The sequence below is a fragment of the Aporhodopirellula sallentina SM41 genome (assembly GCF_000346505.1).
In the GTDB taxonomy this organism is placed as follows: domain Bacteria; phylum Planctomycetota; class Planctomycetia; order Pirellulales; family Pirellulaceae; genus Rhodopirellula; species Rhodopirellula sallentina.
In genome coordinates, this window is the sequence record NZ_ANOH01000331.1 from 1 (window position 1) to 25,523 (window position 25,523).

At 57.8% G+C, this 25,523-nt stretch carries 15 protein-coding genes and 1 pseudogene; 8 read left to right on the top strand and 8 right to left on the bottom strand.

Annotation, left to right across the window (positions count from 1 at the left end):
- Window positions 1-84 precede the first annotated feature (84 nt).
- Window positions 85-1,578, bottom strand: a complete 1,494-nt coding sequence (locus tag RSSM_RS21740; protein ID WP_008684054.1) for a putative secreted protein — start codon at window positions 1,576-1,578, stop codon at window positions 85-87.
- 81 nt (window positions 1,579-1,659) lie between these two features.
- Window positions 1,660-2,559, bottom strand: coding sequence for a hypothetical protein (locus RSSM_RS21745; RefSeq protein WP_008684055.1), 900 nt, complete (start codon window positions 2,557-2,559; stop codon window positions 1,660-1,662).
- Window positions 2,560-3,027: 468 nt separating this feature from the next.
- On the opposite strand from RSSM_RS21745, the gene RSSM_RS21750 reads away from it, so the two are divergent.
- On the top strand, window positions 3,028-3,456 hold the full coding sequence (locus RSSM_RS21750; RefSeq protein WP_008684056.1) for a hypothetical protein: 429 nt from the start codon (window positions 3,028-3,030) through the stop codon (window positions 3,454-3,456).
- 238 nt (window positions 3,457-3,694) lie between these two features.
- On the opposite strand, the gene RSSM_RS21755 is transcribed toward RSSM_RS21750, so the two are convergent.
- Entirely contained in the window at window positions 3,695-4,789 is a 1,095-nt protein-coding gene (locus RSSM_RS21755) for an HlyD family secretion protein (protein ID WP_063709112.1), read from the bottom strand.
- A 141-nt stretch (window positions 4,790-4,930) separates the two neighbouring features.
- On the opposite strand from RSSM_RS21755, the gene RSSM_RS21760 reads away from it, so the two are divergent.
- Window positions 4,931-5,146: a hypothetical protein gene (locus RSSM_RS21760; protein WP_008684060.1), complete on the top strand. Its 216-nt coding sequence runs from the start codon at window positions 4,931-4,933 to the stop codon at window positions 5,144-5,146.
- 527 nt (window positions 5,147-5,673) lie between these two features.
- On the top strand, window positions 5,674-6,903 hold the full coding sequence (locus tag RSSM_RS21765) for an Lpg1974 family pore-forming outer membrane protein (protein ID WP_044303254.1): 1,230 nt from the start codon (window positions 5,674-5,676) through the stop codon (window positions 6,901-6,903).
- A gap of 125 nt (window positions 6,904-7,028) precedes the next feature.
- Here the strand turns inward: RSSM_RS21765 and RSSM_RS21770 are convergent, their stop codons facing one another.
- The gene (locus tag RSSM_RS21770; RefSeq protein ID WP_008684068.1) at window positions 7,029-11,060 is read right to left on the bottom strand and encodes an efflux RND transporter permease subunit; all 4,032 of its coding nucleotides are present in this window, start codon (window positions 11,058-11,060) and stop codon (window positions 7,029-7,031) included.
- Between the two features lie 365 nt (window positions 11,061-11,425).
- On the opposite strand from RSSM_RS21770, the gene RSSM_RS21775 reads away from it, so the two are divergent.
- The 4 genes from RSSM_RS21775 (at window position 11,426) to RSSM_RS21790 (ending at window position 16,536) form a co-directional block, all read left to right on the top strand.
- Complete coding sequence (locus RSSM_RS21775) at window positions 11,426-13,273, top strand: membrane protein (protein WP_008684071.1); 1,848 nt, start codon at window positions 11,426-11,428, stop codon at window positions 13,271-13,273.
- Entirely contained in the window at window positions 13,270-14,517 is a 1,248-nt protein-coding gene (locus tag RSSM_RS21780; protein ID WP_008684075.1) for a CNNM domain-containing protein, read from the top strand. Before RSSM_RS21775 ends, RSSM_RS21780 begins: the two co-directional genes overlap by 4 nt.
- Window positions 14,514-15,452, top strand: coding sequence for a CNNM domain-containing protein (locus RSSM_RS21785; RefSeq protein WP_008684077.1), 939 nt, complete (start codon window positions 14,514-14,516; stop codon window positions 15,450-15,452). The genes RSSM_RS21780 and RSSM_RS21785 overlap by 4 nt, the downstream gene beginning before the upstream one ends.
- A gap of 100 nt (window positions 15,453-15,552) precedes the next feature.
- On the top strand, window positions 15,553-16,536 hold the full coding sequence (locus RSSM_RS21790) for an NAD-dependent epimerase/dehydratase family protein (RefSeq protein WP_008684080.1): 984 nt from the start codon (window positions 15,553-15,555) through the stop codon (window positions 16,534-16,536).
- A 16-nt stretch (window positions 16,537-16,552) separates the two neighbouring features.
- Here RSSM_RS21790 and RSSM_RS21795 read toward each other — a convergent pair whose 3' ends face one another.
- The 3 genes from RSSM_RS21795 to RSSM_RS21805 form a co-directional block, all read right to left on the bottom strand.
- Window positions 16,553-18,547, bottom strand: coding sequence for an alpha-amylase family glycosyl hydrolase (locus RSSM_RS21795; RefSeq protein ID WP_008684082.1), 1,995 nt, complete (start codon window positions 18,545-18,547; stop codon window positions 16,553-16,555).
- A 272-nt stretch (window positions 18,548-18,819) separates the two neighbouring features.
- The gene (locus RSSM_RS21800) at window positions 18,820-21,087 is read right to left on the bottom strand and encodes an HAD family hydrolase (RefSeq protein WP_008684084.1); all 2,268 of its coding nucleotides are present in this window, start codon (window positions 21,085-21,087) and stop codon (window positions 18,820-18,822) included.
- A gap of 29 nt (window positions 21,088-21,116) precedes the next feature.
- The gene (locus RSSM_RS21805) at window positions 21,117-22,085 is read right to left on the bottom strand and encodes a PfkB family carbohydrate kinase (protein WP_008684088.1); all 969 of its coding nucleotides are present in this window, start codon (window positions 22,083-22,085) and stop codon (window positions 21,117-21,119) included.
- Between the two features lie 177 nt (window positions 22,086-22,262).
- Here RSSM_RS21805 and RSSM_RS21810 point away from each other — a divergent pair, with 177 nt between their 5' ends.
- Entirely contained in the window at window positions 22,263-25,037 is a 2,775-nt protein-coding gene (locus RSSM_RS21810; protein ID WP_008684090.1) for an HAD-IIB family hydrolase, read from the top strand.
- 135 nt (window positions 25,038-25,172) lie between these two features.
- On the opposite strand, the pseudogene RSSM_RS21815 reads toward RSSM_RS21810, so the two are convergent.
- Window positions 25,173-25,523: pseudogene (locus RSSM_RS21815) on the bottom strand (hypothetical protein); the annotation flags it as partial.

A 25,523-nucleotide genomic window follows, 5' to 3' on the forward strand; every position in this document is an offset into this window, starting at 1 on the left:
AGACTTAACCGTCTCGACCGACCGGTCACGCTGACTTCATATGAAGGGCACTGTCGTAACGCCTGTCCGGGGGGATCCCGCAATTCATTCGGTTTTCTGGGCAGATTGACTGATGAAACGAGCCGGGTTCACGACGTGAATGTGCTGCGCCGGTGCGAACACCACCAAATACGTGTTGCGGCCATCGTAGATCCGCACGTCACTCTGCACGTCACCGCCGACCGAAAAGCCGTCTGGGCCGACGGGGGCTAATCGGATGGCGTGGTCCCCGGTGGGTAGTTCTGCTCGTAGAACTTGAATCTCCCGCGGCAGCAATCCCCAGCAGCGAGTGTCGGCGGTTTCCGATGCGGTCCACGCCGACGAGGCGGCGAACTGGAACGCGGAGCCCAGGCCACCGGTCAGGCCGAGTCCCTCGCGTACCTTGCCGACTGCCATCTCTTTGCCGGCCTGCCTGAGAAAGCTGCGGGCGATCGTCCACGGCCGCTCGGCGTTTTCCTGCGTTTGAACCAACCGTCCGATGTCGGTCAGCGATTGTGTCGCGCCGAGTAGTTGAAACCCGGCCGGCGAAGGCGACCCGTTTCTGGATACGCCGTTCGTGATCGGGCTGGCGGCGATTGCGACGGAGGCGACCGGCGAGGGCGGTATCACGACCGTGGGGATTTTGACGCTGGTGATTTTTGGCAAACGGGTGATGTCGTCCTCTTCTTCGTCATCGTTGAGCATGAGTGCCGACGCGATGGAGACGGCGGCGGACGTCACCGGTGCTTCGGTGGGAACCAGCACCGGTCCGCGGCCGACCATTGCGAATACGTACAACGCACCATGTCCGGGACGACTGTGGTTGCCCACCGTGGCTCGTTCGAGGTCGTCGAAGGCGGGTTTGAAGTCGGGGCGGATGGAGCTGACCAAGCGGTAGTTTCGTTGGGCGTCGTCAAAATCATGATGCGTCGCCTCTCGCAGCACGCCTCTTAAATAAGGGGCCAGGGCCAACTCCTGATGCGGCGTCGTGTCGACAAAATCAGGCAATAGGGATCGCCGTCGTTCGTCCGCGACGGTTCGCAGTTTGGCTTGATGCATCGCGGCTTGATTGATGTAGCTTTCTGCGTCGGTGCCGTCTCCGGCGAGTGAGCAGATCGCGAGCATGGTGCGGATCATCACCTCTTCGTAACCGGCCGGTTTGAAAACCCTCGCGGTGTCATCGGTGACCATTGATAATGCGCCGCCCCCGGCTTCTTTCGCGGTACTGAGCACGCCGCCTCCGCCGGCGCCGATCTTGGACGCGGGGCTGGTTTTATCGAAACGGTCGCGTAGCACGCGGAGCCGCGACGAAGCGGCATCGACGTTCCCGGCAGCGAGCTGGACGATGGCCAGGTCCAGTTCAGCAGGCCCGGAGAACCGGCCTCCCGAATCGGCAACCTCCGACAGCATCGATTCGGCTGTCGCCAAGTCACCGGAGATAAACGCGCCGCGTGCGGTGTCGATCGAAGCGAGCTTGGCGGCGCACCCGGTCAGAGAAAGCACAACGATCGTCGACGCGGCACACCACAGCGAGACAACGGCTCGGGATCGGCGATGCAAGGAGCTCAAATGTGAGGAGCTGAGATGCAAGATCAGGTTCCCCAAAACGGTGCTGCTGTGGAGTCGGCGCAAGTTTTCGGATCAGCCGTCGGCTTGGTCAAACACGCCAAAGTTCCACCACTTACCGGCTCGTGTGTGGTGATAGCCCTTGCGAATTTTGGCGGACTCCTTGATGTAGTCGCCCGAGTGCAGGTTGACCATCTCGAGAGTGAGCACGTAGTCGCGCTGCGTTGACTTGTTCCGGTCGGTCGTTCCGGACGTGATCGTTGCGTAGAGCAGATAATCGACCGGCGTTCCTTGTCGGCCGAGTGCGGCGGCGAACGCGGCGCGGTTGGCGGGCAGGAACAGCGAATCGGGACGCAGGCGGGTTTCGATCAACGCGGCGTCGACCATCCGGCGGCTGATGCTGCGGAACGCTTCGCCTGCGTTGATCTGCGAATCGATACGCTCGTAGAGTTGGTCTTTGAAGTCGACGAGTTCCTCCGCACTTTTGTTTTCGATGCCGATGAAGCAAACCCGTGCCGGGCCGGTGGCCAACTGCGGCGAGCAATTCGGATCGATCGAACCGGCCAAGGACGCGCCATCTGCTCCCACCGGTGCGGTTGGATCGTTCAGCTGCATGTCGCTCGACATGGAATGGCTGACCGCCATCGCCGGCGTCCCCATCTCCGCGGCAAATTGATTGCCGAATGGCAGCGGTTGTGGGGGTGGGCACCGACCCAGAAGCTGAGCAACGGAGGAGTCCACCAACGGGTTCCACGTCGCCGCACCGGCTTCGTGGCTGCCGACGAGGTCTTTGTCATCGTTCGCGACAATATGCCCGTATCGGTGAGCACATCCCCCCACCCACGCAGTCAGCAAACCGAGAGCCACCAGCGGAAGTGCGATCCAAACGCTTCCATTTGCTGCATTGGGCACGCATGGCTGCGATCGGTTCGAGTTCCGAGCGGGGGATTCGCCGGTCGAATAGGCACCTTCCATGGCAATACGGTCTCTCAATTAACGAAAATGCCAGAAATCCGGCGTCGGGCGGCTTGTGATGATTGCATCAGTTAGCAAAATGATCGGCACAACGTCGAGATGGGCCCTGAAAAGCCGAGTCACGCAAAAAAGGCTCGGTAGACGACCGTGTTTTACTGAATGCCCCATTTTGACATCCGCGGTGCCTGTTCCATTTTCCCGCGATCTGCTCCATTACCGATCTAAACGTAGCGGCGACATCAACGCGGAGAATCGATTTCACCGCTGAGAATACGTCGCGATCAAAACTCGTCGAGATTCAGAACCACTTGCCGAGATTAAGAACCCGTCGAGAAACCAGAAACCGTCAAACCAGAAACCGTCGAGACCAGAAACCGTAGAGAAACGACGACGCGTTAATTACGGTGTCCGGTCTCCGAGTTATTCGCGTCCTGCTCCTCCCTCTGTCCTTGTATTGATAATCCGTACATGACTGTCACGTTCGAACCGAAACCTTTTGAATCCGATTCCGACTCTTCGGTCGCGACCTTGGAGCCGAATGAGACGACCTCGCCTCGCGCGATGCCGTCTCCGACGATGGTGGACGACGACGATGACGACTTGGATGACGACGACGACGACGATGAAGCTCCCGCCACGGATGACGAAGACGCGGCACCCGGATTCGGAGACGATCTCGACGACGCCGACGATGACATTGACGAGTTTGATGACATCGACGAAGACGATTTTGACGACGACTTCGATGATGATTTCGAAGAGGAGCTCGACGATGACTACGAAATCGAAATCGACGACGAAATCAGTGCCGAGTTCGGGCTGAACACCGCCGGGGATGACCTCGACGAAGAAGATGACGACCTCGATGACTTCGACGATTTCGACAACATCGACTGATCGTCGTCACTGCAGCGAAGCTGACGTGGGGCGGGTTGGCAAAAGAAGCTCGCCTAATGCGTTTCTAAAATGGAGGTAGGCGATGTCGCCAGACTTCGGTGCCCTGACTTCTGGCGAATCCTGCTACGGGTGTTGGGCACGTCAGCTTTATTTTGGGGAGTGGATCTTGTCATAGATCCTGCTGCATGAGGATCGTTGACGAGATCCACTACGGCCTGCGCGAAAAGCGAATAGCCATCTATTCGATGATCAGCTTCCCATGCATTCCCGGCCGCGCCCTGCCGTCGGGGTTTTCCAGGTTCGCCCACAATCGAACTTGTGATGTCACGGGATGCAGTTCGGGGGAAACAAACGTGACGACTCCGTAGAGCGGCGTCACTTCGTCGATTCCTTTTTCGAACGCATCTTCGTCTTGATCGCGATCTAATCCTTTCTCCGCGCTCGCCGCGTCGTTGGCTGCGGCGCGAGAACCCGGTGCGGATGATTGCTCGAATGGGAAATAGGTGGCGGACGATTGCTTTGGCGGTTCGATCTCGAACCTGACACGCCGTCCGACGAGACTCGCGTCGTGGATTCGTCCGTCAACAAAACCGCTGACGCGGATCGGGTCGAGCGAGACCAGTCGTGCGACCGGTTCACCGGCATCGATCCATTGTCCGGGTTGCACAAAGATCTCGGCGACGATCCCCGCGATCCCGGCGGTGACTTGGTGTTCTTGGATTCGCAGTCGCGCCAGTTCGCAGAGGGCCTCCTTTTCCGCGACGGTCGCCTCGGCTACCCGCCGTTCCTGTTCGGCCTGTTCGACCGACAACGCGGCTTGGTCGATAACCAATCGCAGGCGGTCGATTTCCGTGGCGGTGACGGATCCGGCGTATCGCTGGTTGGCCTCGGTGCTCTGTTGCAACTCACGTTGGCGGACGTCGAGGGTGCGTTCTGCGTAGCGTGTGTTGACGTCGTTTTCGGATTGGATTGTTGCCGCCCTCAACGCTGCGCGGGCGGAGGTCAACTCGGCACGAGCGCGCGAATCGTCCAGCCGGGCGATCGTTGATTCCGCTGAAATGGATTCGCCCTCGCTGATCTCGACGGACTGAATCCGGCCGGGGATCGACGCGGCCACGGTGGTGTTTCGGATCAAGACCACTTGCGCCTGGTCGATCGTGACGGGGGCGTTTGCGTTGGGTTCGTCCGCCGATAAAGACGGACCAAAGGACGTCAGCAGGAGCAGTATCGCAAATATGCGGAGATAACGTGTGAACTCACGCGAGGTGCAGTGGCTCGCTGAGGGAGCGCGGTTCGATCGCAATCGGGTGACCAGGGAGTGCGATTGGACCATCGTTTCGATTATCTTAGGAGAAGAAGCGAGCTTGAATTTCTCCAGGCTAATCTCGCTCCGTGAAAGAGCAAACTTATCCTGGTTTCGCCTTCGCCTCCCTTTTCTACTCGATGGTTCCCTTATCCAGGTTGGTCCTCAAGCGTGCAACAAGTCAAAATTTTCAAAGGTGTCGATAGCGAGTTGCCCGAACTCGAACGACAAATCAATCGCTGGATCCGCAAAACAGGCGTGAAGGTTCTCTCGATCTCAGGAAACTTGGCCAGCCAACCGAGCTCCGCATCGGGGCCGATGAACAGTTTCGCGGCAGGCGATGTGTTGATAATCGTGCAAGTCGAAACCGAGAAGCCGCTCGGGTAAACCACGACTCACGAGTCACCTGCCGCGGTCGCAAAGACAACTCCGGTGGGGGAAACTCCGGTTATCTCGTGCCCATTGCGGAAAATGAATCTTGGACAGGTTCTTTGATGCGCGATGTCACACTTCGCCTGGTGATTTGCTGCGTTTTCGATGAGCCGGCGTGCGTATTGGGCACACATATCGTCGTGACTTTAACGGTTAGGTCGTTTGGCCGTCTGTAACTGTTGTTCTTAATTTTTCAAAAGCGCGACTGCCGATCTACACCAACAGAGGGGATGTCGATCGGGTTATTTGGATTGAATCGATCGATCGGGCCTCGTTTGTCACTTTTGATTGTCGCGTTGGTGTTTGGGCGTTGATTGCTCACAACCCAAAAGCGTGCGTGAGGGATGAGTCCTTCGCGAACGCCGCGGGTTGTTTGACCACGGAAACCCACTCGCACGGACGTGTCATGTTGCGAGTCAACGCAGCTTCAAAGGTTGTCGCAAAACACACATCGATTTCGATTCAATTCTAGGGCGGTCATTATGTCTACACGTTGGATGCAGCATTTATTACGTCGGCTCGTTGCCGGTGGTCTTGTGGTCTACGGTGTAGTCGCGGTGGCGACGGACGCGCGTGCCGGCGATACCGACGGCGTGTCTCTCGAACTGGTTGCGGGCCTGTACGAGGAAGTCGACTCGGCGAGTGGGGTTGAGACGATCAACTCGATTGACGAAACACCGTTGGACGAAGCGTTGCAACTGTGTGCGGGCGAAAGCGGTTGCATGTCACCGCTAGGCTCGGGAGGAATCCTCGAAGGTTCACTGCTCTCGAATCTCCGCGGCGGCAAGGCGAAATGCCCTCAGCCTTGGTGGGCGCATCGCAGCGGCGCGTTCGGTGAATACCTGTTCTTGACCGCCGGCAGCAGCGACTTGATCTATGCGGTCGAAGGCACTGACCCCGACCCGGACGTTGGCACGCCAACCGGTCCGATCGGCATCGCAGCGATGGACGGTTCGTCGGGTTTCCGCACCGGCTTTGCGTTGGCGGCGAGTCCTTGCAGCAGCCTGAACGTTTCCTACAGTTACTGGCAGGGCAGCACGTTCGATGTGATCAACGCGAACGACGGTGCCGGTTACGTTCTGAATTCACAGTTGCTGCACCCGTCGCTGGATAACACCGCAGTGTCGAGTTTGCAGTCCAATGCGGACCATGAGATCTCATTCCAGCACGTTGATCTGAACTACCGCCATCTTTGGAAACAGGCCGGCGCGTTGGCGGTGAACTGGACCGCGGGGCTTCGCTACAGCAATCTCGAACAAACGATGCGAAGTCAACAAACGTATCAAGTCGCCAACGGTTTGACCGACGTCACGACCGACATCGACTTTGACGGTTTCGGTCTGACCGGTGGGTTGGATCTGAAGCGATACAGTTGCGAAACAGGCCTCTACATTTACGGTCAAGGGATGGCGAGTTTGCTCGCCGGTGACTGGAAAGCCGACTATCGTCAGGCCAACCAATTCGATGGTGGCGAAGCCAGAAACTCCTACGAGGACTTTCACGCAACGCCGATCCTCGAAGGGGAAGTCGGCCTGGGATGGCAAAGCCAAACCGGATGCGTACAACTGCAGAGCGGTTACACCATGGCCGGTTGGTATTCAGCGGTCACGACCCGAGGATATGTCGACGCGGTTCGCAGCGGCAACTTGATCGACGTCGGTGAAACGATCACCTTCAGCGGATTGACTTCGCGGTTGACGTTCCAGTTCTAAGCAGTGGACGCAATGCCAGAGCAGCCGAACCGGTTCGAGGCAACCGGTTCGGGCCAACCGGATCGGGCCAACCGGATCGGGGCTCAACCGCTTCATGTTCTCAGGCTCGACTCTGCCCGTGCGTGCTATTTGCGTTTGGGCTGGGTTGAGTTGGATCGTGACGGTGGCGAATGGACTTTGAGGACAGGGATGTCTTCGGAGGCAACGAGTGTTCCTGTCCCCGTCTTGGCGATGCCGGATTCCGCTGAGCCGTCTTCGATACTCGCAGCACCGGGTTCGTTACCTGCTGCATGCCATGTCTGCTCACCATCGAGCATGGATGGATCGCCCTCGGGGGGTTGGTTGAGGAAACCCAAACGCGGTTTGAAACATTTTCCGAGTGGGCTGACCAAAAGAGCCGGCAACAAAACCAAATCGCCGATCAATGCGGCCGCGAGCATCACCAACATCAACGTTCCAAAACGCTGTGTTGGAGTGAAGGTTGAGAGGGCGAAAACGAACAGCCCGAGTCCGCCCACGACCGTCGTTTGCGTCATAGCCGGACCGACTTTGCGGTAGGTCTCGATGACGGCTTCGTAGCGGGTTTTGCCTTCCTCGAGGAATTGTCGGAACCACGATAAGAAGTGGATCGTGTCGTCGACCGCGACACCCATTGCGACCGAAGCGGTCATCATCGTTCCGATATCCACGGCGACTCCGCCGAGCCCCATCAAACCGAACACGAGCAGAACCGGAAACAGGTTCGGAATCATCGAGACCGCTCCGGCGGCGAACCCGTCGGCAAGGTTACGTGGCGCCAACCACTGCGTCGGGAAACTGCCCGGGTTGAGTAGCACGACCATCACGATGCCGATCAAAACAAACGCCATCATGATCGACTCGAGAAGGCTGCCTAGCAACGTCCGTTGTGCCTTGTAGACGACCGGAACGACACCGGTGAAAACGACCTGTGGCGAAATTGCTTTCTCGACATCAAAGACGGGTACGCGGCGGTCGCCTTTGCTGATTCGCACCACGTTGGGGTTGTTCTGGTGAACGCTCGCGGCGTCGATGGTAACGATCTGTTTTGTGATCGGCTGAGCGGCAATCTTGTCGGCTCGAATGACAGCCTTGGCCGGCATCAGCCACTCCGATGCGTGTGAGGCAGCACCGAGGTGCAGGTGTTCCGAACCGATCTGTTGATTCAGCAGCGATTCCTCGATCCCATCAACCCAAATCACCGCATCGACCGCCGCGACGAGTTGTTCCCATTTCGGGTCACCAGGTTTAGCTTTGGCATCGGGGCTTTCCGGATCGATCCAGATCGGGCGGCGGATCCGTTCGTTGCCCAGCAGTTCGTGCAGCGTGCTGAGGAAGATCGCCGACACGTCAGCCGACCCGTCTTCCTTCACGAGCGCCGCATCGGCGAGGCCTGGCACGCGTTCGCTGCCGACGACCAGCACTCGTTGTTTTCCGGTCATGCCGCCCTCGTTTGCGCTGAGAGCCTGCAATACCGCGGCGCGGGTGCGATAGGCCTCGAGCACGGGGGCAACAACGTTACGTAGGTCATTGATGAACAGACCGTAGTCGTTGTCCGAGAGGGCGCTGACCCGCAGACTCAAACGCCACATCTCGCTGCCCGAGAGAGGTCCGTTCTGTTCGATCTTAACGTAGTCGCTGTCGAGCAGTTCGTCTTTCGAGGCACCGATTCGACGATTCATCTGGCTGCGAACGACGTCGTAGCCGTTGCTCACGCCCGGCAAAGGCGGCAGGAAGGTGTCCATGCTCGATGCTTGGCCGACTTCACCTGTTCCCTCTTCACCGAGAGTTCGGGTGACGGCGATGCGAATCCGCGACACGGCTTCGATTCGTTCGAGCAACGTCAACGCGATCGGGTCATCGGAATCCTCGGAGGATCCGTCTGCGGAATCATCGCTAAGCGGTCCCGCGTTTGCGAAACTCGCTGGGCCCGATGATGTGTTGTTTGACGCTAATGTCGTTTCGTCCTCAGTGACGAAGTCTCGCTGCATCTCGCGAGGCATTCGCACGACGATTTCCATCGGAACGAGTTTGCCGAAGTTCTCCTCGAGCCATGCGTAGTCTTTGAGAATTCTCGCTTCGGAGTCGAACAGTTTGAGCAACTGGACTGAAGTTTCGATCCGAAACAAACCGGTCGAGGCGATCACGAGGCCGACCAAACAGCCGACCGCGACGAGACGATAGTGGGCGGTGATGAATCGACCAAACGCCGCCCACCACGCTGCCAGACCCATGTCCATCGCGACCGGAAAGGCCGCGTCGGTGGTGGGTTGTTCGCTGGATCGGGCCGGTTTTGATTTCTGTTTCTTGGGCTTTTTCTTCTTGATGAACTTCGGAGAGAACACCTCCAAAGCTGCGGGCAGGTATGAAAACAGAATCGCAAGCGTCGCGATCACACCGATCGCCGAATACAAACCGAAGTTACTGATCGGTTTGAGATTACTGGTGTACAACGATCCGAGACCGATCGCAGTCGTCAATGCCGCGAGCGAGCATGGCAGCAACGCGTGACGAAGCGCCCGACCGGCTGCCCCGCGTTCGCCCTTCATGCGTACTTCGTCGCGGTAGTAATTGATCACGTGGATCGCACCGGAGAGGCCGAGCACGTAGACGAGCGACGGCATACTGAGCAGGATCGCGTCGACGCGGCCTCCCGTCCATCCGACCATCGCCATCGACAACATCGCGGCAGAGCCACCGACGACGAACAGCATCAACGTTGTTTTCAAACTGCGAAAACAGAAATACGACAACCCGACGCCGACCAAGATGCAGTATCCGATCAACCGGACCAGTGTGACGGTCCCTTCTTCGTCGATCGCGATATTATCGATCGGTGGCCCACCCATTCTCAGTGGCGGCATGCCTCCGACGGTGACGGGCGGTTCACGGTTAAACGGTGGAGGCGCGGTGGACGGCGGCGAGGGAGGATGCACTCCACTCTGTTCGGCCAACGCGAGCAACCGTCCCTTGGGACTGCCCAGCGTGCCACGCCCGATCGCGTAAGCCAAATTGTCTTTTGCCAAATCCGTCAACGTGACCAATAAACACGTCAACCGGGCCGGCGCCTCGACTTCGAGTGAATCAAAAACGGCGTACCACGCATCGGTCTGAACCGAGGTGACGGCCGACGTGATCGAAGCCAAATCCCCATCTAAACGTTCGTCGGCAAAATCCTGGAGCGTCGAGGTGACACGGAACTCGTAATCCGAAGGCAACTCGTCGCGACGTTCCGGCGGCAGCACGGTCACGAAATTCTCTGCCGTCCAGTCGAATCCAGGCGGCACGGCGGGAGCAAACAGGCTCCCTGTCAGACGTTCCATCGCACGGCGTTCGGCAACGATCGGACGTTTTTCCGGTGCCGTGGTATCGACCGGCCACAAGGCACCGCCTTCGCTGGCGAGATCGTTGACGATCGTGGCCCCGGTTTGAACGGTTTCAAATAAGGGGGCACACAACAAGGTTGGGTCGTTGTAGTATTCGTTGATCCGCTCAGGCGTTGACGGTTCGCCCAACGCGGTGACCAGTTTGCCTTTGATTTCATATCGCCCGATCGATTTCTTGATCGCACGCAGCAAACCGGCCGGCCCGTTGTTGGCCTCCTCCCAACGATAAAACCGCCCGTCCGGCGTGATGTAGTACCACGTGCCGTCGGCGGAGGCGAGCCACTTCTCGTCTTGGCCGCCCCAGTTGTCGAGGTCCTGTCCCGGTGGGAGTAGTTTGAGTTCCTCGCCGAGTTCTCTCGCTCGCACGCGGGTGCGGCGTTGGGCGAGCGACAGACCGCTCGCTTGATCGGCTTCCTCGGCGAGCAATTGTTCGCGGAAGTCAGCCGACTCGTGTAGCAGTTTGTTTTCGAGCAGATGCAGACGTTGATCACCGACGGTGCATCCCGGCCACGTCGCCAGGACAAAACTCTCGCCGGCGAAGTGTTCGGCAAACCAGTCCAACTCGGCCGTTTCCGGGAAGTCGCTGGGCAGCCAATCTTTGATGTCGTTTTCTTTGTTCTTCAACCCCAGGCGGGCGCCGCGGAACGCCGACGGCAAGATGAAGAAAAATCCCATCAGGACCAGCAATGCCATGCTGGTCCCCCACGGGCCGGGACGCTCGAGAAAAGAACGCGAGGTGGATGACGAACTCATACGCGAAAATGCGATGGATGAAAGGGCGTGGGGATGGGGAACGTCGAGGAGAATGAGACTCAGACACGCAAATCGAGCGTTTTTTCAAAGCCATCCGACAGTGTTGTCAAACGTCACAGGCTAACGAGAATGTGTCCGCAAAACCATTGCTATCTGAACCATCCCACCCGATTTATGGGCCGATTCGGTCGGGTGAGAAGGGTGAGCGAAGGTAGTCCGACTGGATAAAACGCGCCGTTGCCGGGAATCGGGACGAGAAGGCAGGCCCAAACGGCCTTTCCGCGCGTTCAACGTCACCGGAGGGCACCGCTCGCCTATTTGCAAGCCCGTTGCGAAACGGATCGCTCGGCGATTAACATAATGCCATGTTAGGCCCTGTATTTAATCGTGAAGCGTCCGTCGCCCCCAAGCGTTCGTCGACTTATCTGGCTCGCGGCATTTATTTGCTGACGCTGTTTTTGCTGCTGTGCACCGGTTATCTGGTGCTCGATGGATCGCGGTCGCTGTTTGCGAACTCCGACGCGGCCAAATTCGGTGGTTGGATGTTCCGGCTCCTCGCACCGTTGGAGTTGGTGATCCTTTCTGCGTTTGCTGCCGTTGGTGCGGCCGCCAACGTGGCCCAGGAAAAAGACCGACGTACGCTGCTGTTGTTGTTGATGACGCGATTGTCGGGATTTGAAATTGTTGCCGGCAAGACCGCATCGGCTTTGCTCACACCGCTGAGCCTGTTGGTTGTCTCGTTGCCGTTGTTTTTGACTTTGCCGCTGCTCGGAGGCGTTGCCCCAAGTCAGGTGTTTGCCGTGTTCCTGGTCATCGCGGTCAGCGTTGTTGTCTCCGCGTCGGTGGGCACTGTTGTTGCACTTTGGCGTGAGAAGACGTTTCAGTCGATCGCGTTGACGTTCCTGATCCTGCTGTTGCTGGTGGCCGCCGGAGAAATTCTCGCCAGCAGCCCGATCATCGACGCGGCATGGGCGACCGCAATCAGCCCGCCGCGGGCTTTGATCGCGGCGACCAACACCACGTCCAATGTGATGACGATGTTGCGGTCGGGCGAGGGATGGTTTGTGATCCTCGGCAGTATTGTTTCCATCGCGGTGCTCGCGATCGGTGTTTCGCGAGTTCGTATTTGGAACCCGTCGCGTGAGGTTCGTCTGAAAGCTCCCGAACCGGAAACCAGCGAAGAGTACATGCGTGACCTTTCGGTTGCCGATCCGGCATCCGGTGCCTCGGCCATCGATGCCGAGTCGCCTGCCACGCCGCAATCGTCCGAAGGGCCGATGTCATGGAAGGTTCGCCAACCGCGTCACGTTTGGGACAACCCGATCCTGTGGCGTGAGGTCCGCACGTGGGCGTATGGCCGAAAGATCATCATGATCCGCTCGGTGTTTGTTTTGATCTTCGCGATCATCGCGGCGGCGATTTGGTATCAAGTACAAAGCGGCGTGGCGATGGAGCCTTCCGGGCGAATCGGCCGTGCCTTTCCCGCGGTGACGATCCCGATGGCCGCGCTCGGGGTGATCAGTTTGGTGCTTGTCAACGCGCTCGCGGTCACGTCGATCACGGGAGAACGCGATGGCTTGGCGTTGGACCTTTTGTTGGTCACGGACCTGCGGCCTCGCGAGTTTATTTTTGGAAAACTGTTCGGGGTGATGTATGCGGCGAAGGAACTGATCCTATTGCCTTTGGCATTGATCATCTATCTCGGCGTCTCCGGTGTGATGACGATCGAAAACATGCAGTACGCGATCCTCGCGGCGATCGGGCTGTACGTGTTCGTGACGATGCTGGGTATCCATTCGGGGCTCAATTATGTCTCCGGACGAACGGCAACCTTGGCGAGCCTTGGCACGGTGTTCTTCCTTTGCGTCGGCATCGCGATTTGCATGACGATCATGGTCAGTTTCCGTGGTGCGTTCCAATTGCAGTTAGCACCGTTCCTGGTGATGATCCTCGGTGGCGGTGCCGCGTTGTTCGCCGCGTTGGGATGGCGAAACCCGTCGTCGGCAATCTTCACCGCCGCGTTCGCACTTCCGCTGATCACGTTCTACGCGATCACGCAGTTTTTGCTGCAGACCGACCATCTCTACGTTGCCGCCGCGTTGATCTTTGGGTACGGATTCACCACGGCCGCCATGATGATTCCGGCGTTGAGTGAGTTTGATGTGCCTCTCGAAGTAGAACCTTCCGATTCGCCTGCGGAGTTATCCGCTTGAGCGAATTGGCGGCGCAGTGGCCTTTTCTCTTGGCAATGTTCGTATTGATCGGCGCCAGCGGTCTGTTCAGTGGCAGCGAAGCGGCGTTGTTCTCGATTCGAGACCGTGACCGAAAGAAGCTGCAAAGCAGTGGCGCGGCGGGGCGCGTCGTCGATCATTTACTCAACATGCCGGATCAGTTGTTGGCGACGATTCTATTTTGGAATCTGCTGATCAACATGATTTACTTCGCACTCGTTGCGATGGTTTCCACCGACATGTCGCGACCGGGCGTCTTTACGTTTGCCGCGCTGGTCGCGATTATCTTCTTCAGTGAGATGCTGCCCAAGAGCGTTGCGGTGATGACGCCGGTGCAGATTTCGTTGGTTGTCGGTGTCCCGATCAAAGCCGCCGTTGCGATCGCCAGTCCCGTTTTGCCTGTCGTGCAATGGGCCAACGAGGCGGCGGCTCGACTGTTGTGGCCGTCTTTCCAAAGCGAACCGGCGATCGATTTGGCGGACATCGAACGCGCGATTGATTTGGGTACCGATGACGCGCTGCTGATCCGTCGTGAACGCGCCGCTCTGCAGGCGCTCGTGGCGATGGCCGAAACCCGTGCAGACGAGATGATGCGTCCGCGTAGCCGGCTGCTCGTTGTGACACCGCCGCTCGACCAATCGTTGTTGCATGACGGATCACCGCCGGGCGGATACATGATGGTCGCTGACCCTCGCGATGAAACCGGCGAAACGTGGGTCGGTTCGGTCGCGGTGCGTCTGCTGCGTCCTCAGCAGTTCAATGACCTCGCCTCGGCGGTGGAACCGGTGCTGTTCGTTCCCTGGACGGCCCGCGTGTCACGTGTCTACGAAGACCTCGATCGACAAGATATCAGCGTCGCCGTCGTCGTAAACGAGTTCGGTGAAGTCATCGGCGCGTTGTCGATCGATGACATCCTCCGTGGGGTGTTGGCGAGCCGAGGACACCGCGATGCAGCCGAAGAACAGATCAAACGAATCGGACGAGGCCACTATCGCATGTCGGGCATGACCAGCCTTCGCGCGCTCGCTCGAACGTTGTCGATCGACGTCCCTGAGGAACGTGCCGCTACCGTATCGGGATACGTCCAGCGCTACAACGAACGTGTTCCGAGGGTCGGTGATGTCGCGCCCCTGCCGCCTTACGAAATCGTTGTCACCGATGAAGATGACAGTGATATCTGGATCGAAGTGTGGCGGGATCCGGAGTCAGGAGGAGAGGCAACATGATGATTGCTGTCCTTCTATTCGTCATCGGTTTGACGCTGAGTGCTTTTTTTAGCGGCACCGAAACCGGTTTATATCGAGTCTCGCGGACGCGGTTGGTTCTCGACGGTTTGAGCGGTTCGTGGGCGGGCCGTGGCCTCGTCTGGCTGCTGAATCATCCTGCGATCTTTGTAGCCACGACACTCGTCGGGAACAACCTCGCCAACTACATGACTAGCTTTGCGATTGTGATGTTCGCGAGCATTGCATTTTCAGGTGGCGCGAGCATGGAGCTCGGCCTGACCGTCGTGATGACACCGTTGGTGTTTGTGTTCGGCGAACTCTTGCCGAAACACCTTTTCTTCCAGGCACCGTATCGGCTGCTCACGGCGACGCGTTGGGTGTTGTTGACGGCGACGATTCTGTTCTCGCCGGTTTCCAGCCTTCTGGCGTTGCTCGGTAATGCACTGCAAGCGATGACCGGGCAAACACCGTTTCGTCTGAGCCTTTCGATGGCACGAGGCGATTTGAATCGTGTGCTGCAGGACGGCCATGACGCGGGGATTTTGACCACGAGTCAACGTACCTTGGCTCAAAACATTTTCGAAATCGGCAATCAAACCGCAGTGCAGTTTGGCGTGCGGCCGGATCGCCTCGCCGTCGTCAACTCTCCTGTTGACCTCGCCACGGCTCGTCACCAGGCACGTCGTTGCAACCATCCGATTATTCTGGTGCGTCGCCGGGGCCGGATTGTCGGGTTCTTTCGCTTCTCAGATCTGATTGGCAAAGAAACTGTTCCTGACCCCATGCCGATTGTCCGTGGTTCGGTGACCGACCGGCACCTCGGAGTGTTGCTCCGCCTCTACGATGCCAACAGTGACGTCGCCGTGTTGTATGACTCGACCGGGAACCTGGCCGGCGTGGTTACCCGTCGGCAACTGTTGCAACCGTTGATGTGAGCCCTTACACATTCTTATTAACGGTTATTGATTTCTTCACGTATTCGATTCATTCTTCGTCACGTCGCGGCGCCACGTACCAACACCGAGATGTTTCATCATGCGAGTATTTGTCACCGGAGGTTCCGGACTGTTAGGCAATACAATCCTGCGTCACCTTTCCGGGACGCAGCATACATTGACCTACATGGTCCGCAGTGGTTCCGATCGTGAAATTTTTGAGGGAATCGACGCCGAGCCGATCCATGGTGATCTGCATGATCAGGCATGCCTCGAACGGGCAACCGAATCGGCCGATGTGGTGATTCACTCCGCCGGATTGATTCACCTCGGTTGGCAGCGTATGGACGAATCCATGCAGGTCAACGCCGAGGGAACTCGCAACGTTGTTCAGGCATGTCTGAAGAACGATTCCAAACTCTTGCACGTGGGGACGGTCAACACGCTCGCCGTCGGATCGCGTAAAAAAACGGCCGACGAAACGACGCCGCTCGATCACGCCGGCGGCCAAGTCCCGTGCAGTTACGTGATCAGCAAACGGGCTGGCGTGGACGAGGTGACAAATGGAATCCAAGAAGGTTTGCGTGCGGTCGTGCTGCACCCCGGGTTCATGCTCGGTCCGTGGGATTGGAAGCCAAGCAGTGGGCGTATGATGCTGGAGGTTGGGCGTGCGTGGAAACCGATCGCGCCGCGAGGCGGGTGTAGCGTTTGCGATTCCCGAGACGTTGCCGACGCGATCATCGCCGCCATCGATGCTGACATTCCCAACGGCAGGTCATACGTTCTCGCCGGTCATAACGAGACCTACTACCGACTGTGGTCAGAAATGGGGAGCCGTTTTGGACGTGCCAAACCGATCATGCCCGCAGGCCCTCTGCAACGGATCATCGGTGCCAAGGGTGGGGATTTGCTCACGAAAATCACCGGCAACGAACCCGATATCAATAGTGCGGGCGTGGCGATGAGCAGCCAATTTCATTGGTATGACTCCAGCCGCGCGGTCGCGGAACTTAATTATCGCATTCGCCCCATGCAGGAAACACTCGACGATGCCGCCGAGTGGATTCGCTGTCGGTTTTTATGAACGAGAGCTACCGACTCTAAACGCGGTGCAGCCACAGGAACTGATAAGGTTCCAACTGCAGGTCTTTAGCCGTCGTGATTGTTTCGCCGGTATACAGGTCTTCGAAAAAGCGTCCCATTCCGGCCGTCCGCAAACGATTACTGTCGATCGTTTGCGGGTGTTCGCTGAAGTTAGAAACCACGATCACTCGGTTTGCCGCATGAGCCCGCACATACGCCAATAGCTGGCTCGACTCTGTCGCGATTAGCTCCATCTCCAAACCGGCAAACGCGGGTGTTTGTTTTCGAATCGCGATCAGCTTTTGCAGCGACGTGAAGATTCTCGCCCGGATCGAACCGTCGTCGCCGAGTTCATCGAGGAACGTCCATTGCATTTTGGGACGGTGTACCCACCGAGTATCGCCGGCTTTCGCGGGGTCTTTGACGAAGTCGTAATCGTTCAGTGCACCCCATTCTTCACCGAGGTAGATCAATGGGATTCCGCCGATGCTCAGCATGGAAGCGTTGAGCAACAAGATCCTTCGGATTGCGAGTTCCTTCAAATCCTCGCGGTCTTGTTCGATCGCTTGTTCGAGCCCGGCGAGCGAGGCGAGCGTCCCGCTGATTCGCATATCGCCGGTATCGACGTTGTGTTGAAAAGGAACCCCACGGGCGAACGAACCTTCAAACTGTCCGGTGTAGAAGGCGTTGAGAAAATGCCGATGGTGGTACGCGTTGATCCCAACCGCCGCGGCGTCGTCGTCATCGAAGGTCCACCCGATGTCGTCGTGGCAACGCAGGTAGTTCACCCATGTCGTTCGTTCGGGCAATTTGTGTCGGCGAGCAAGCGAGCGACGCAGCAATTTGGTATCACGTGTCGCCAATGACTCCCACAACAAAGCCATCAATGTGGGGTTGTACGACGTCTGGCATTCGTCCTCTCCCACATAACGAACGACCTCGTCGGGGTGAACGATCGCTTCGCTTTTAAACACCAGACCCGGTGCCGCAATGCGTGCGCACGCGTTGAACGCCTGAATGATTTGGTGTGCTTCGGGCAGGTTCTCGCACATCGTGCCCATTTGTTTCCAAATGAACGCGACCGCATCGAGCCGCAAGATGTCGACGCCAGTGTTGGCGATGAACAGCATCTCTGCCAACATCGCGCGGAACACTTCAGGGTTCCGATAGTTCAGGTCCCACTGGAAACTATTGAACGTCGTCCAAACCCATCGCTGCATTCCGTCGTGCCAAGTGAAACTGCCACGACGAACCGTGGGAAAGATTTCTCGCAGCGTCCGCTCGTACTGATCCGGCATCGTGCGATCCGGAAAGATGAAGTAGTAGTCTGCAAACTCTTCACTGCCTGACTGAGCTTGGCGGGCCCAGTAGTGATCGTCGGCGGTGTGGTTGAAAACAAAATCGAGCACCAGGAGGATGCCGGCTTCGCGAAGAGCTGCGGCGAGTTCCTTGAGGTCCTCGATCGTACCCACACGCGGGTCCACGCTGCGGTAGTTGCTGATCGCGTAACCGCCGTCGTTGTTGCCGGGACGCACCGCGAACAGCGGCATCAGGTGCAGATAGCTCAGGCCGAGTTTTTGAAAGTATGGGATCTGGTCACGAAGACGGCCAAGGTTCTCGCTGAACAGGTCCACATACAAGGCACCGCCTACGAGTTTCTCAGACGTGTACCATCCCGGGTTATTGATTCGGTTGTGATCGGTTTCGCGGAGCGACTCGTCACGAAGGCGCCATCCACGAACCATCGTCATGAGGATCTGTTCGAGGTGATAGAAGAAATCCCATTTCTCGCCGTACAAACCGACCAACAATCCGAACAAGCGCGGCCAGTGCCGCTGCAGCCGGTCCATCATCTCGTCGATTTCGGATTGGTCCGCTCCTTCGGTTTCCCAGAATGCCTCGAGCGTGGGTAGCATCCGTTCCAACGCCACATACGCGCGCGAGTCACCGTGTCGCTCGATGACCTCTCCGGTCGCTGCGTTCTTTCTATCTTTAAGTTTCAGGGCAATCATGTCAGTACAAATCGGGTGAAAATCGCATGTTGGCAGGCATGTAGTCTCTCGTCCGGTCCGCAGTTATCGACACGATATTCCTTCATCGCGTGGCGACGGCACCCGAGCGATCCATCCGTCGCGGGGCGTCACCGGAATGCGAGGCGATTTTCGACTACGGTGGGGAGAGCGTAGATGAGTCGAGCGAATTGGCCTCGCAGTCTTCATGCAGTCAACCAAAAGGATATAGGTTGCTGCGGACCACTTGTCACATTTTTTATCTCAGAACCGGACTAGCTCGCCGAACGAGCGGCAGCGTCCTGATTCTGTTCGAAATCATTCGATTCGGATTGGTTGGTGTCTTCTTTCGACGAATCCGCTTCGACTTTGTCGTTGGGGATGCGAATGTGATTCAAAAAGTCGTAGTACTCGATCCCCTCGAGCACACCGCGGGCGTGATGCCCCTCGGCGAAATAGATCCGCGGCAGTCGACGCAGTTTCTCAAGCTCAGGACTGTAGTTTCCGACGACGACCCCGAGCGTAGCCCCCTTGAGCATCCCCTCGTCGTTTCCGCAGTCTCCGGCAACCAGCATGTGCTCCGGTTCGAATCCCCAACGATAGGCGAGGTGTCTCAACGACAGTTCACTGCCACCGCGAATCGGGATGATGTCCAGGAACGAACCGAGGGACAAGATCGCGTTCACTCGCAGGCCGGCTTCACGCAGTCGACGCCTGACCTTATCGACCGATGGGATCACTTCGGGGTCGATTCGGTAGCTGATTTTGAATTCGGTCTGGTCCTTGTCCTTCTGTAGGAATAGGCCAGGCATGTCATCGAGAACCTCGTGAACGAGTTTCTGATTCCAGTGATGAGCGATCTGTTGGTGCCATGAGCGGTCCGGCGTGAGATCGGCACCGTAGTACAACTCAGTACCCACTGCGGCCGAGAGAACGTCCGGGCGAGGCAATCCGAGTTCGTTGATCAAACTCATTGCCTCGGCGAGCGATCGCCCGGTGTCGATTCCGAACCCGACATCTTTGCCTGCGTGCTTCATCAAGTCGACAAACTCATTCAGGGCTTGTTCGTCGCCCGTCAGAGTGTTGTCTAAATCGGTCATGATGATTCGGTCAAACTCAGGCAGCCGTTTGGACGTTCGGCTGTCGCTTTGAGACAGCGCGGGCGGGGCCGAAGTGTCAATGATCTCGGAAACATCACGCAGATAGCGATCGACGTGATTCTTCCAACTGTAGTGCTCACGCGAACCTGAGATTCCGGCTTGCGACCAGGTTTCCCACTGTTCGGGTTCGGTCAGGCATCGCATGATCGCGTGATCGATCGAGTCTGGATCGAACGGATCGATCAGCAGGCCGTTTTGGCAGTTGGCGATAATGTCGCGAGGCCCGCCGTCGTTCGTGGCCACGATGGGAACTCCCGACGCGGCGGCTTCCAATAAGGTCAGGCCGAACGGTTCGGTCATGGCCGGATTGACGAATACGCCCTTCTGCCGAGCAACGAGGCGGTACAGGTCCGGCACATCAACCGGGCGATGCGACTTCGGATAGGCGACCTTGCCGTATAGGTCATAAACATCGATCAGTTGCAGAACGTTGGTGATGACTCTGCGTTGCGAAGGCGGCAGTGTGCGAAGGTCGTCACGGCCTCCCATCACGAGTACCAAGTTTGCCGCCTCCTGCATCTTCGGATTTTCACCGTAGACGCGAACGAGCATTTCGAGGTTCTTGCGTTCGTCTGGCCTCGCCATCGCGAGAACAGCAGGCTTGTCGGGCTCGCGGAGGAAGGGCACCAACTTGTCATAGATTGGTGGCAGTGGCTCGGAGGGATCGTCCGGATAGAAGTGTGACAGATCCACCCCTGGTGGAATCACTTCCATGCGATCCGGTTGATAGTGGTGATAGATCGAATACTGTTGTTCGACTTCTTGCCCAGTGCTGGTGATGACGAGCGCCGCGGTTTCCAACGCTGTCTCTTCGGCTTCTTCGCGTCGTTTGAATTTGAATTTCTTTTCGAGGTCCTCGGGACTCTTCTTCGATTTGGACTTCGACTTTGACGCCAATAAACGCTCGCGTTTCACTCGGCCGAGCGAGTGGCCTGTGAAGGCGTACGGCACGTGCAGCAACCTCGCCAACTGCGCCCCCGCGTAACCAGCGTCCGCGTAGTGTCCGTGAATCAAATCGGGCAAACCGGTGCGTCGGTAGTGGCCGAGCATCTGGTCGATGAACGTTTCTAGGTACGGCCAGAGTGCTTCTTTTCGCAAGTAGCGACGAGGGCCAAAGGGGACACGTATGATTTTGGCTTTGTCGCAGAGAGGTTCTTCCACCTGTGCGTAATCGGGACCAACCCTGTCATCGATCAATTGACGCGTCACCAATTCGACAGAGGCAACGTCATCGCGGGTGGCTAGTTCGCGAGCGAGCTCGAGAACGTATTTGATCTGACCACCGGTGTCGGCGTCGCGTCCGAGTTCTGGATCGTGGCCGCGGACAAGTCCGTGCAAACTGAGTAGTGTGATTCGAAGCCCGTCGTTGTCAGGCGATTGCATATCTAGTTTTAGTATTACGAGTCAACAAATTAAGAGTCGGAGGGCAAGCGATAAAAATGCGGGTCGTCGCACGTCGCCCCCTGCAGCGAGCAAACCTTCGACGCGAAGGCGACTGCATCGTGGAGAGAATTGGTAAAAGGGCGTCCGGTCAGGATGCCATGCATCACCACCGCTGCGAACGCATCACCCGCACCCACCGGATCTTCCATCGATTCCGGTTCGGGCGAGCGAACCCGCAGGGGTTCACCACAACCCGGCGTGTAACACAACGCGCCATCGGAGCCGAGCGTGACCAACAAGCCCGACAGTGTGACGTCGTTCGTGTCTTTCTCGAACGCGCGTCCCGCCGCCATGGTCCGTTCGACAGGATCGCCCTCCGCCTCGCTACCGAGTTCGCCGAGTTCATCCAAATTCAGTTTGATGAACGAGGCCGATCGCCGGAGATCGTTAAGCAACGACGACGTGTAGTGAGGGGCCCGCAGGTTGACGTCGAAGAACGCACTCGCCCGGATCGGGTCGTGAAGGATTTTTTCTCGCAGTTTCGTCAGCGTTGAACGTGATCGCTCATCGCGAAATGCCAATGAACCGTGGTACAACAGCGCGGGCAAATCTGCCCGGTGCGCCGTCGCCATTCGATCGCTGATCATTTCAGACAAGGCATGAGTGGGGGTAGGAATTTGATCCCACGCCACACCTTTGACGATGTCATAGTGGGGTTCACCATCTTGGAGCGTGACTTGAACGGTCCCGGTATCCACGCCGGGCAACACCGCAACGCCCTCGGTCTCCATCCCGAAACTTTTCATTCGCTGAATGATTTCGTGACCGAGTTCATCGTCGCCGACCGCACTGATAAACAGTGGATCCATCCCGAACCCGGCGAGATTCCATGCAACGTTTAACGGCGCACCGCCGAGAATTCGCTTGCCACCATCTTGCTCTGAAAAACAATCCCACAATACTTCCCCTACGATGATGGCGGCGGGCGAGTCAGACATGGTCGAGTGGGTATCCTTCAATGCGGTAACCGAACGAGTTGATGCGTTAAGCGTGTCGAAAACCGTCCTCGTCAAAACGCTCGGACGATCCCCTAGGAACCTTCATCATAACGAGCCAAACTGCCGAGCGAACCAGTAGGCCCCACACCAACGAACCCAAAACGACTAGAAAAATTGATGAATTCACAGACGCGCCCACGAGTTTTCGCGACCGATCTCGACGGCACTTTCATACCGCTCAGCGGTGATGAAGCATCTGTAGAGGCTCTGGAGCAAATCAGAGGCCAATTGGCAGGCGGGGCGATCCCGTTTGCCTACGTATCGGGGCGTCACCTCGAGTTTATCTTCGAAGCGATCATCGATGATGGACTCCCGGTTCCCGATTGGATTTTGTGCGACGTTGGTACTAGCGTTTATCGAAACGTTGGTAAGGAGTCGACTTCCAAGGATACTTCGAAAAACGCACCCACGCAGGAAACACTCGCCGAACAATTTCAGCGTAGCGGTGATTATGACGCGCGGCTCGACCGAATCATCGGCGACACCGACGTCGAACGTGTGCGGTCCGACCTCGCCCTGTTGCCCAAATTCCGATTGCAAGAAAGTTTCAAACAGGGCAGGCATAAGCTCAGCTATTACGTGCCCGCCGAGTCGTTGGACGAATGCCATCGGGCCGCTCAGTCGTATCTCGACGAGAACTCGCTGCCCTATGGCATCATCAGTAGTGTGGACCCTTTTAACGGCGATGGGTTGATTGACGTTCTGCCCAAGGAGGTGTCGAAGGCCCTTGCGCTCGACTGGTGGTGCGAATCGCAAGACTACCAACGTGAGGAGATCGTCTTTTGCGGAGACTCCGGCAACGATCATGCGGCGTTGGTTGCTGGGTATCGCGCCGTCGTCGTGGGCAACGCCAGTCGCAGTTTGGCCGCCCGCGTTCAGGATGCCCACCGTTCGCGGAATTGGGACGACCGGTTGTACCTCGCGTCACGTCGCAGCACCGCGGCGGTTCTCGACGGGCTTCGCTGGTTTGGCGTGGTGGAGTCGGACCAAGAGTCGACGCATCCACGGTGGGGCGTGGTGCCGAGTGGCTATCGCAGTGCGGCGTTTTCTGTCTATGCACCTGCGCACGAGAAACTCGCTGTTGATCTGTTCGAAGGTGAGTCTGTTACCGGGGACGAATCAGCGTACGCGGTTCGAACAGTGGAATTAAATCGGAACAGCGATGGTTTCTTCACCGCTGATATCGAGGACTGTCCCATCGGTACGCGGTACCGGATCCGAATTGACCGCTCGTCGACCAGCCTGCCTCCTGGGCCACCATCGATTCCTGATCCCGCCTCGCGTTTTCAACCTGACGGTGTCAATGAGGCGTCCATGGTGGTCGGCAATCAGTTTGCATGGCAGCACGATGACCAGCCGCGACCGGCACGCGTTGAAGACCTTATCATTTACGAACTCCACCCGGGAGCATTCACGGAAGAAGGGACATTTCTGAGCGCGATCGACCGGCTCGACGAGCTGGTCAATCTTGGAATTACGGCAATCGAGTTAATGCCGATTGCGCAGTGTCCCGGTCGTTGGAATTGGGGCTACGACGCCACGTATTGGTTCGCACCAATGAGCAGTCTGGGCACACCGGACGACCTGCGACGCTTCGTTGATGAGGCACACGCGAGAGGGTTGCATGTCTTCCTCGACGTGGTCTACAACCACTTGGGGCCGGAAGGAAACTACCTATCTCTGCTCGGCAATTACCTCTCCAGCAAACACGGAACTCCTTGGGGAGCCGCACCGAACTTTGACGAAGGCCCCGAAGCGGAGGCGGTTCGCCGTTTCGTGATCGACAATGCGATTTATTGGTTCGATGAGTTTCATCTCGACGGTCTCCGAGTCGACGCGATCCACTGCATGAAGGACGACAGTGACGAACACATTACCCGTCAATTCGGACGTGAGGTTCGCCAGTGGTCGCAGGCGAACGACCGAAAGGTCTGGTTGATTGCAGAGACTAACGTCTACGACGCATCCATGACGGCTCCCTTGGAGCAAGGAGGATGTGGATTCGATGCGCAGTGGGGAGACGATTTCGCTCACGCGTTGCTGGCCTGCGTCCGCAGTCATGATCAATTGACAGTCCGCCGGTACCAACCGCACATCGATCTCGCTCGAGCGCTGCAGCGAGGGTTCGTTTTCCAAGGTGACGTCCGTGGCGATCGAGGTCGCGAAGAAGTTTCCGTCGCAACCGCTGAGCGGGTCGATACCACGAGTGTTGTCTACTGTATCCAAAATCACGACTTCATCGGAAATCATCCGTTGGGGAAACGGTTTCACCAAATCACTGCACCGGAGACGCAGGCGGCCGCAGCGAGTCTGCTGATCATGTCGCCGGCGATTCCGATGTTGTTCATGGGTGAGGAGTTTGCTTGTGAAAACCCGTTCGCGTTCTTCGTCGATTTCGGTGACGAAACGCTTCGCCGAGCGGTCGTGCAAGGCAGACGTCGCGAGTACCCGCAGCACGATTGGTCAGACGGAGTCTTGCCGACCGAGGAGGTCGCGTTCCGGTCCGCCAAGATCGGTCCCGCAGCAGACGGCAAGTCGTCCATAAGGGATTGGTACCGAAAGATCATTGGTCTTCGCAAACAGCATGTTCAGTCCGGATTGATCTCGGTCGAAAACTGTGTCGCGATCACGGACACCGATCGCGGCGTTTACGCGTTGAAGTTCCAACGCAAGGAAGACGTGTTGGTTGTCGCGTGCAGGCTCGCCGAACAGTCGGAACAAACTCGGCCACAGGACGACGCGATCGGCGAGGCGGAATTGCGTGAATTGCTGAGCGTTGACGGTGAGTTGCCGCCGCGAATTCTGGATAGCCGGACTGACTCAAACGATGATCTGCGTTCGCCGGTCATTTTTCACCCGAACCACGCGATCGTTTTCGCGTCGCGTGATTAAGGGGCCTGTCCCAAAAGCTCATCAACCGATCGGTGTTCGCCGCAGTTCTTGGAAACGTTCTCAGCCATGCTGGGTTCGCCCGAATTCAGATCACCGGGGGCTGGCTTCACCGGATGCATCATTCCTTGGAACGATTTAAGGAAGCGTGGTCACGTCGACATAGCGATACCCGCCGCCGTTTCTTCGCACGAGCCGTTCCAAGAACGTGCCCGTCGGTGGCGGACCGGTCCCGAACTGAATCGCGTGAATCGTGGTCCCCACGTTTTCGGCGCGGCGAGTAATGTCGTCCATCTCGCGTTCGGACATGGTTTGAATTTTGGCGTCGGTGAGAAAGAAGATCACATCGGGGGCGAGACGAAGTGCCATTCGGAGCGCCACTCCGTGCTCGGTGCCTCCGATCGCCACGGTGCGGCGAACGAATTCCTTCGCGCGTGCGATCGTTCCCTCCTCCGCTAAGACGAGGCCCACGCGATCGCCTTGGCTGCG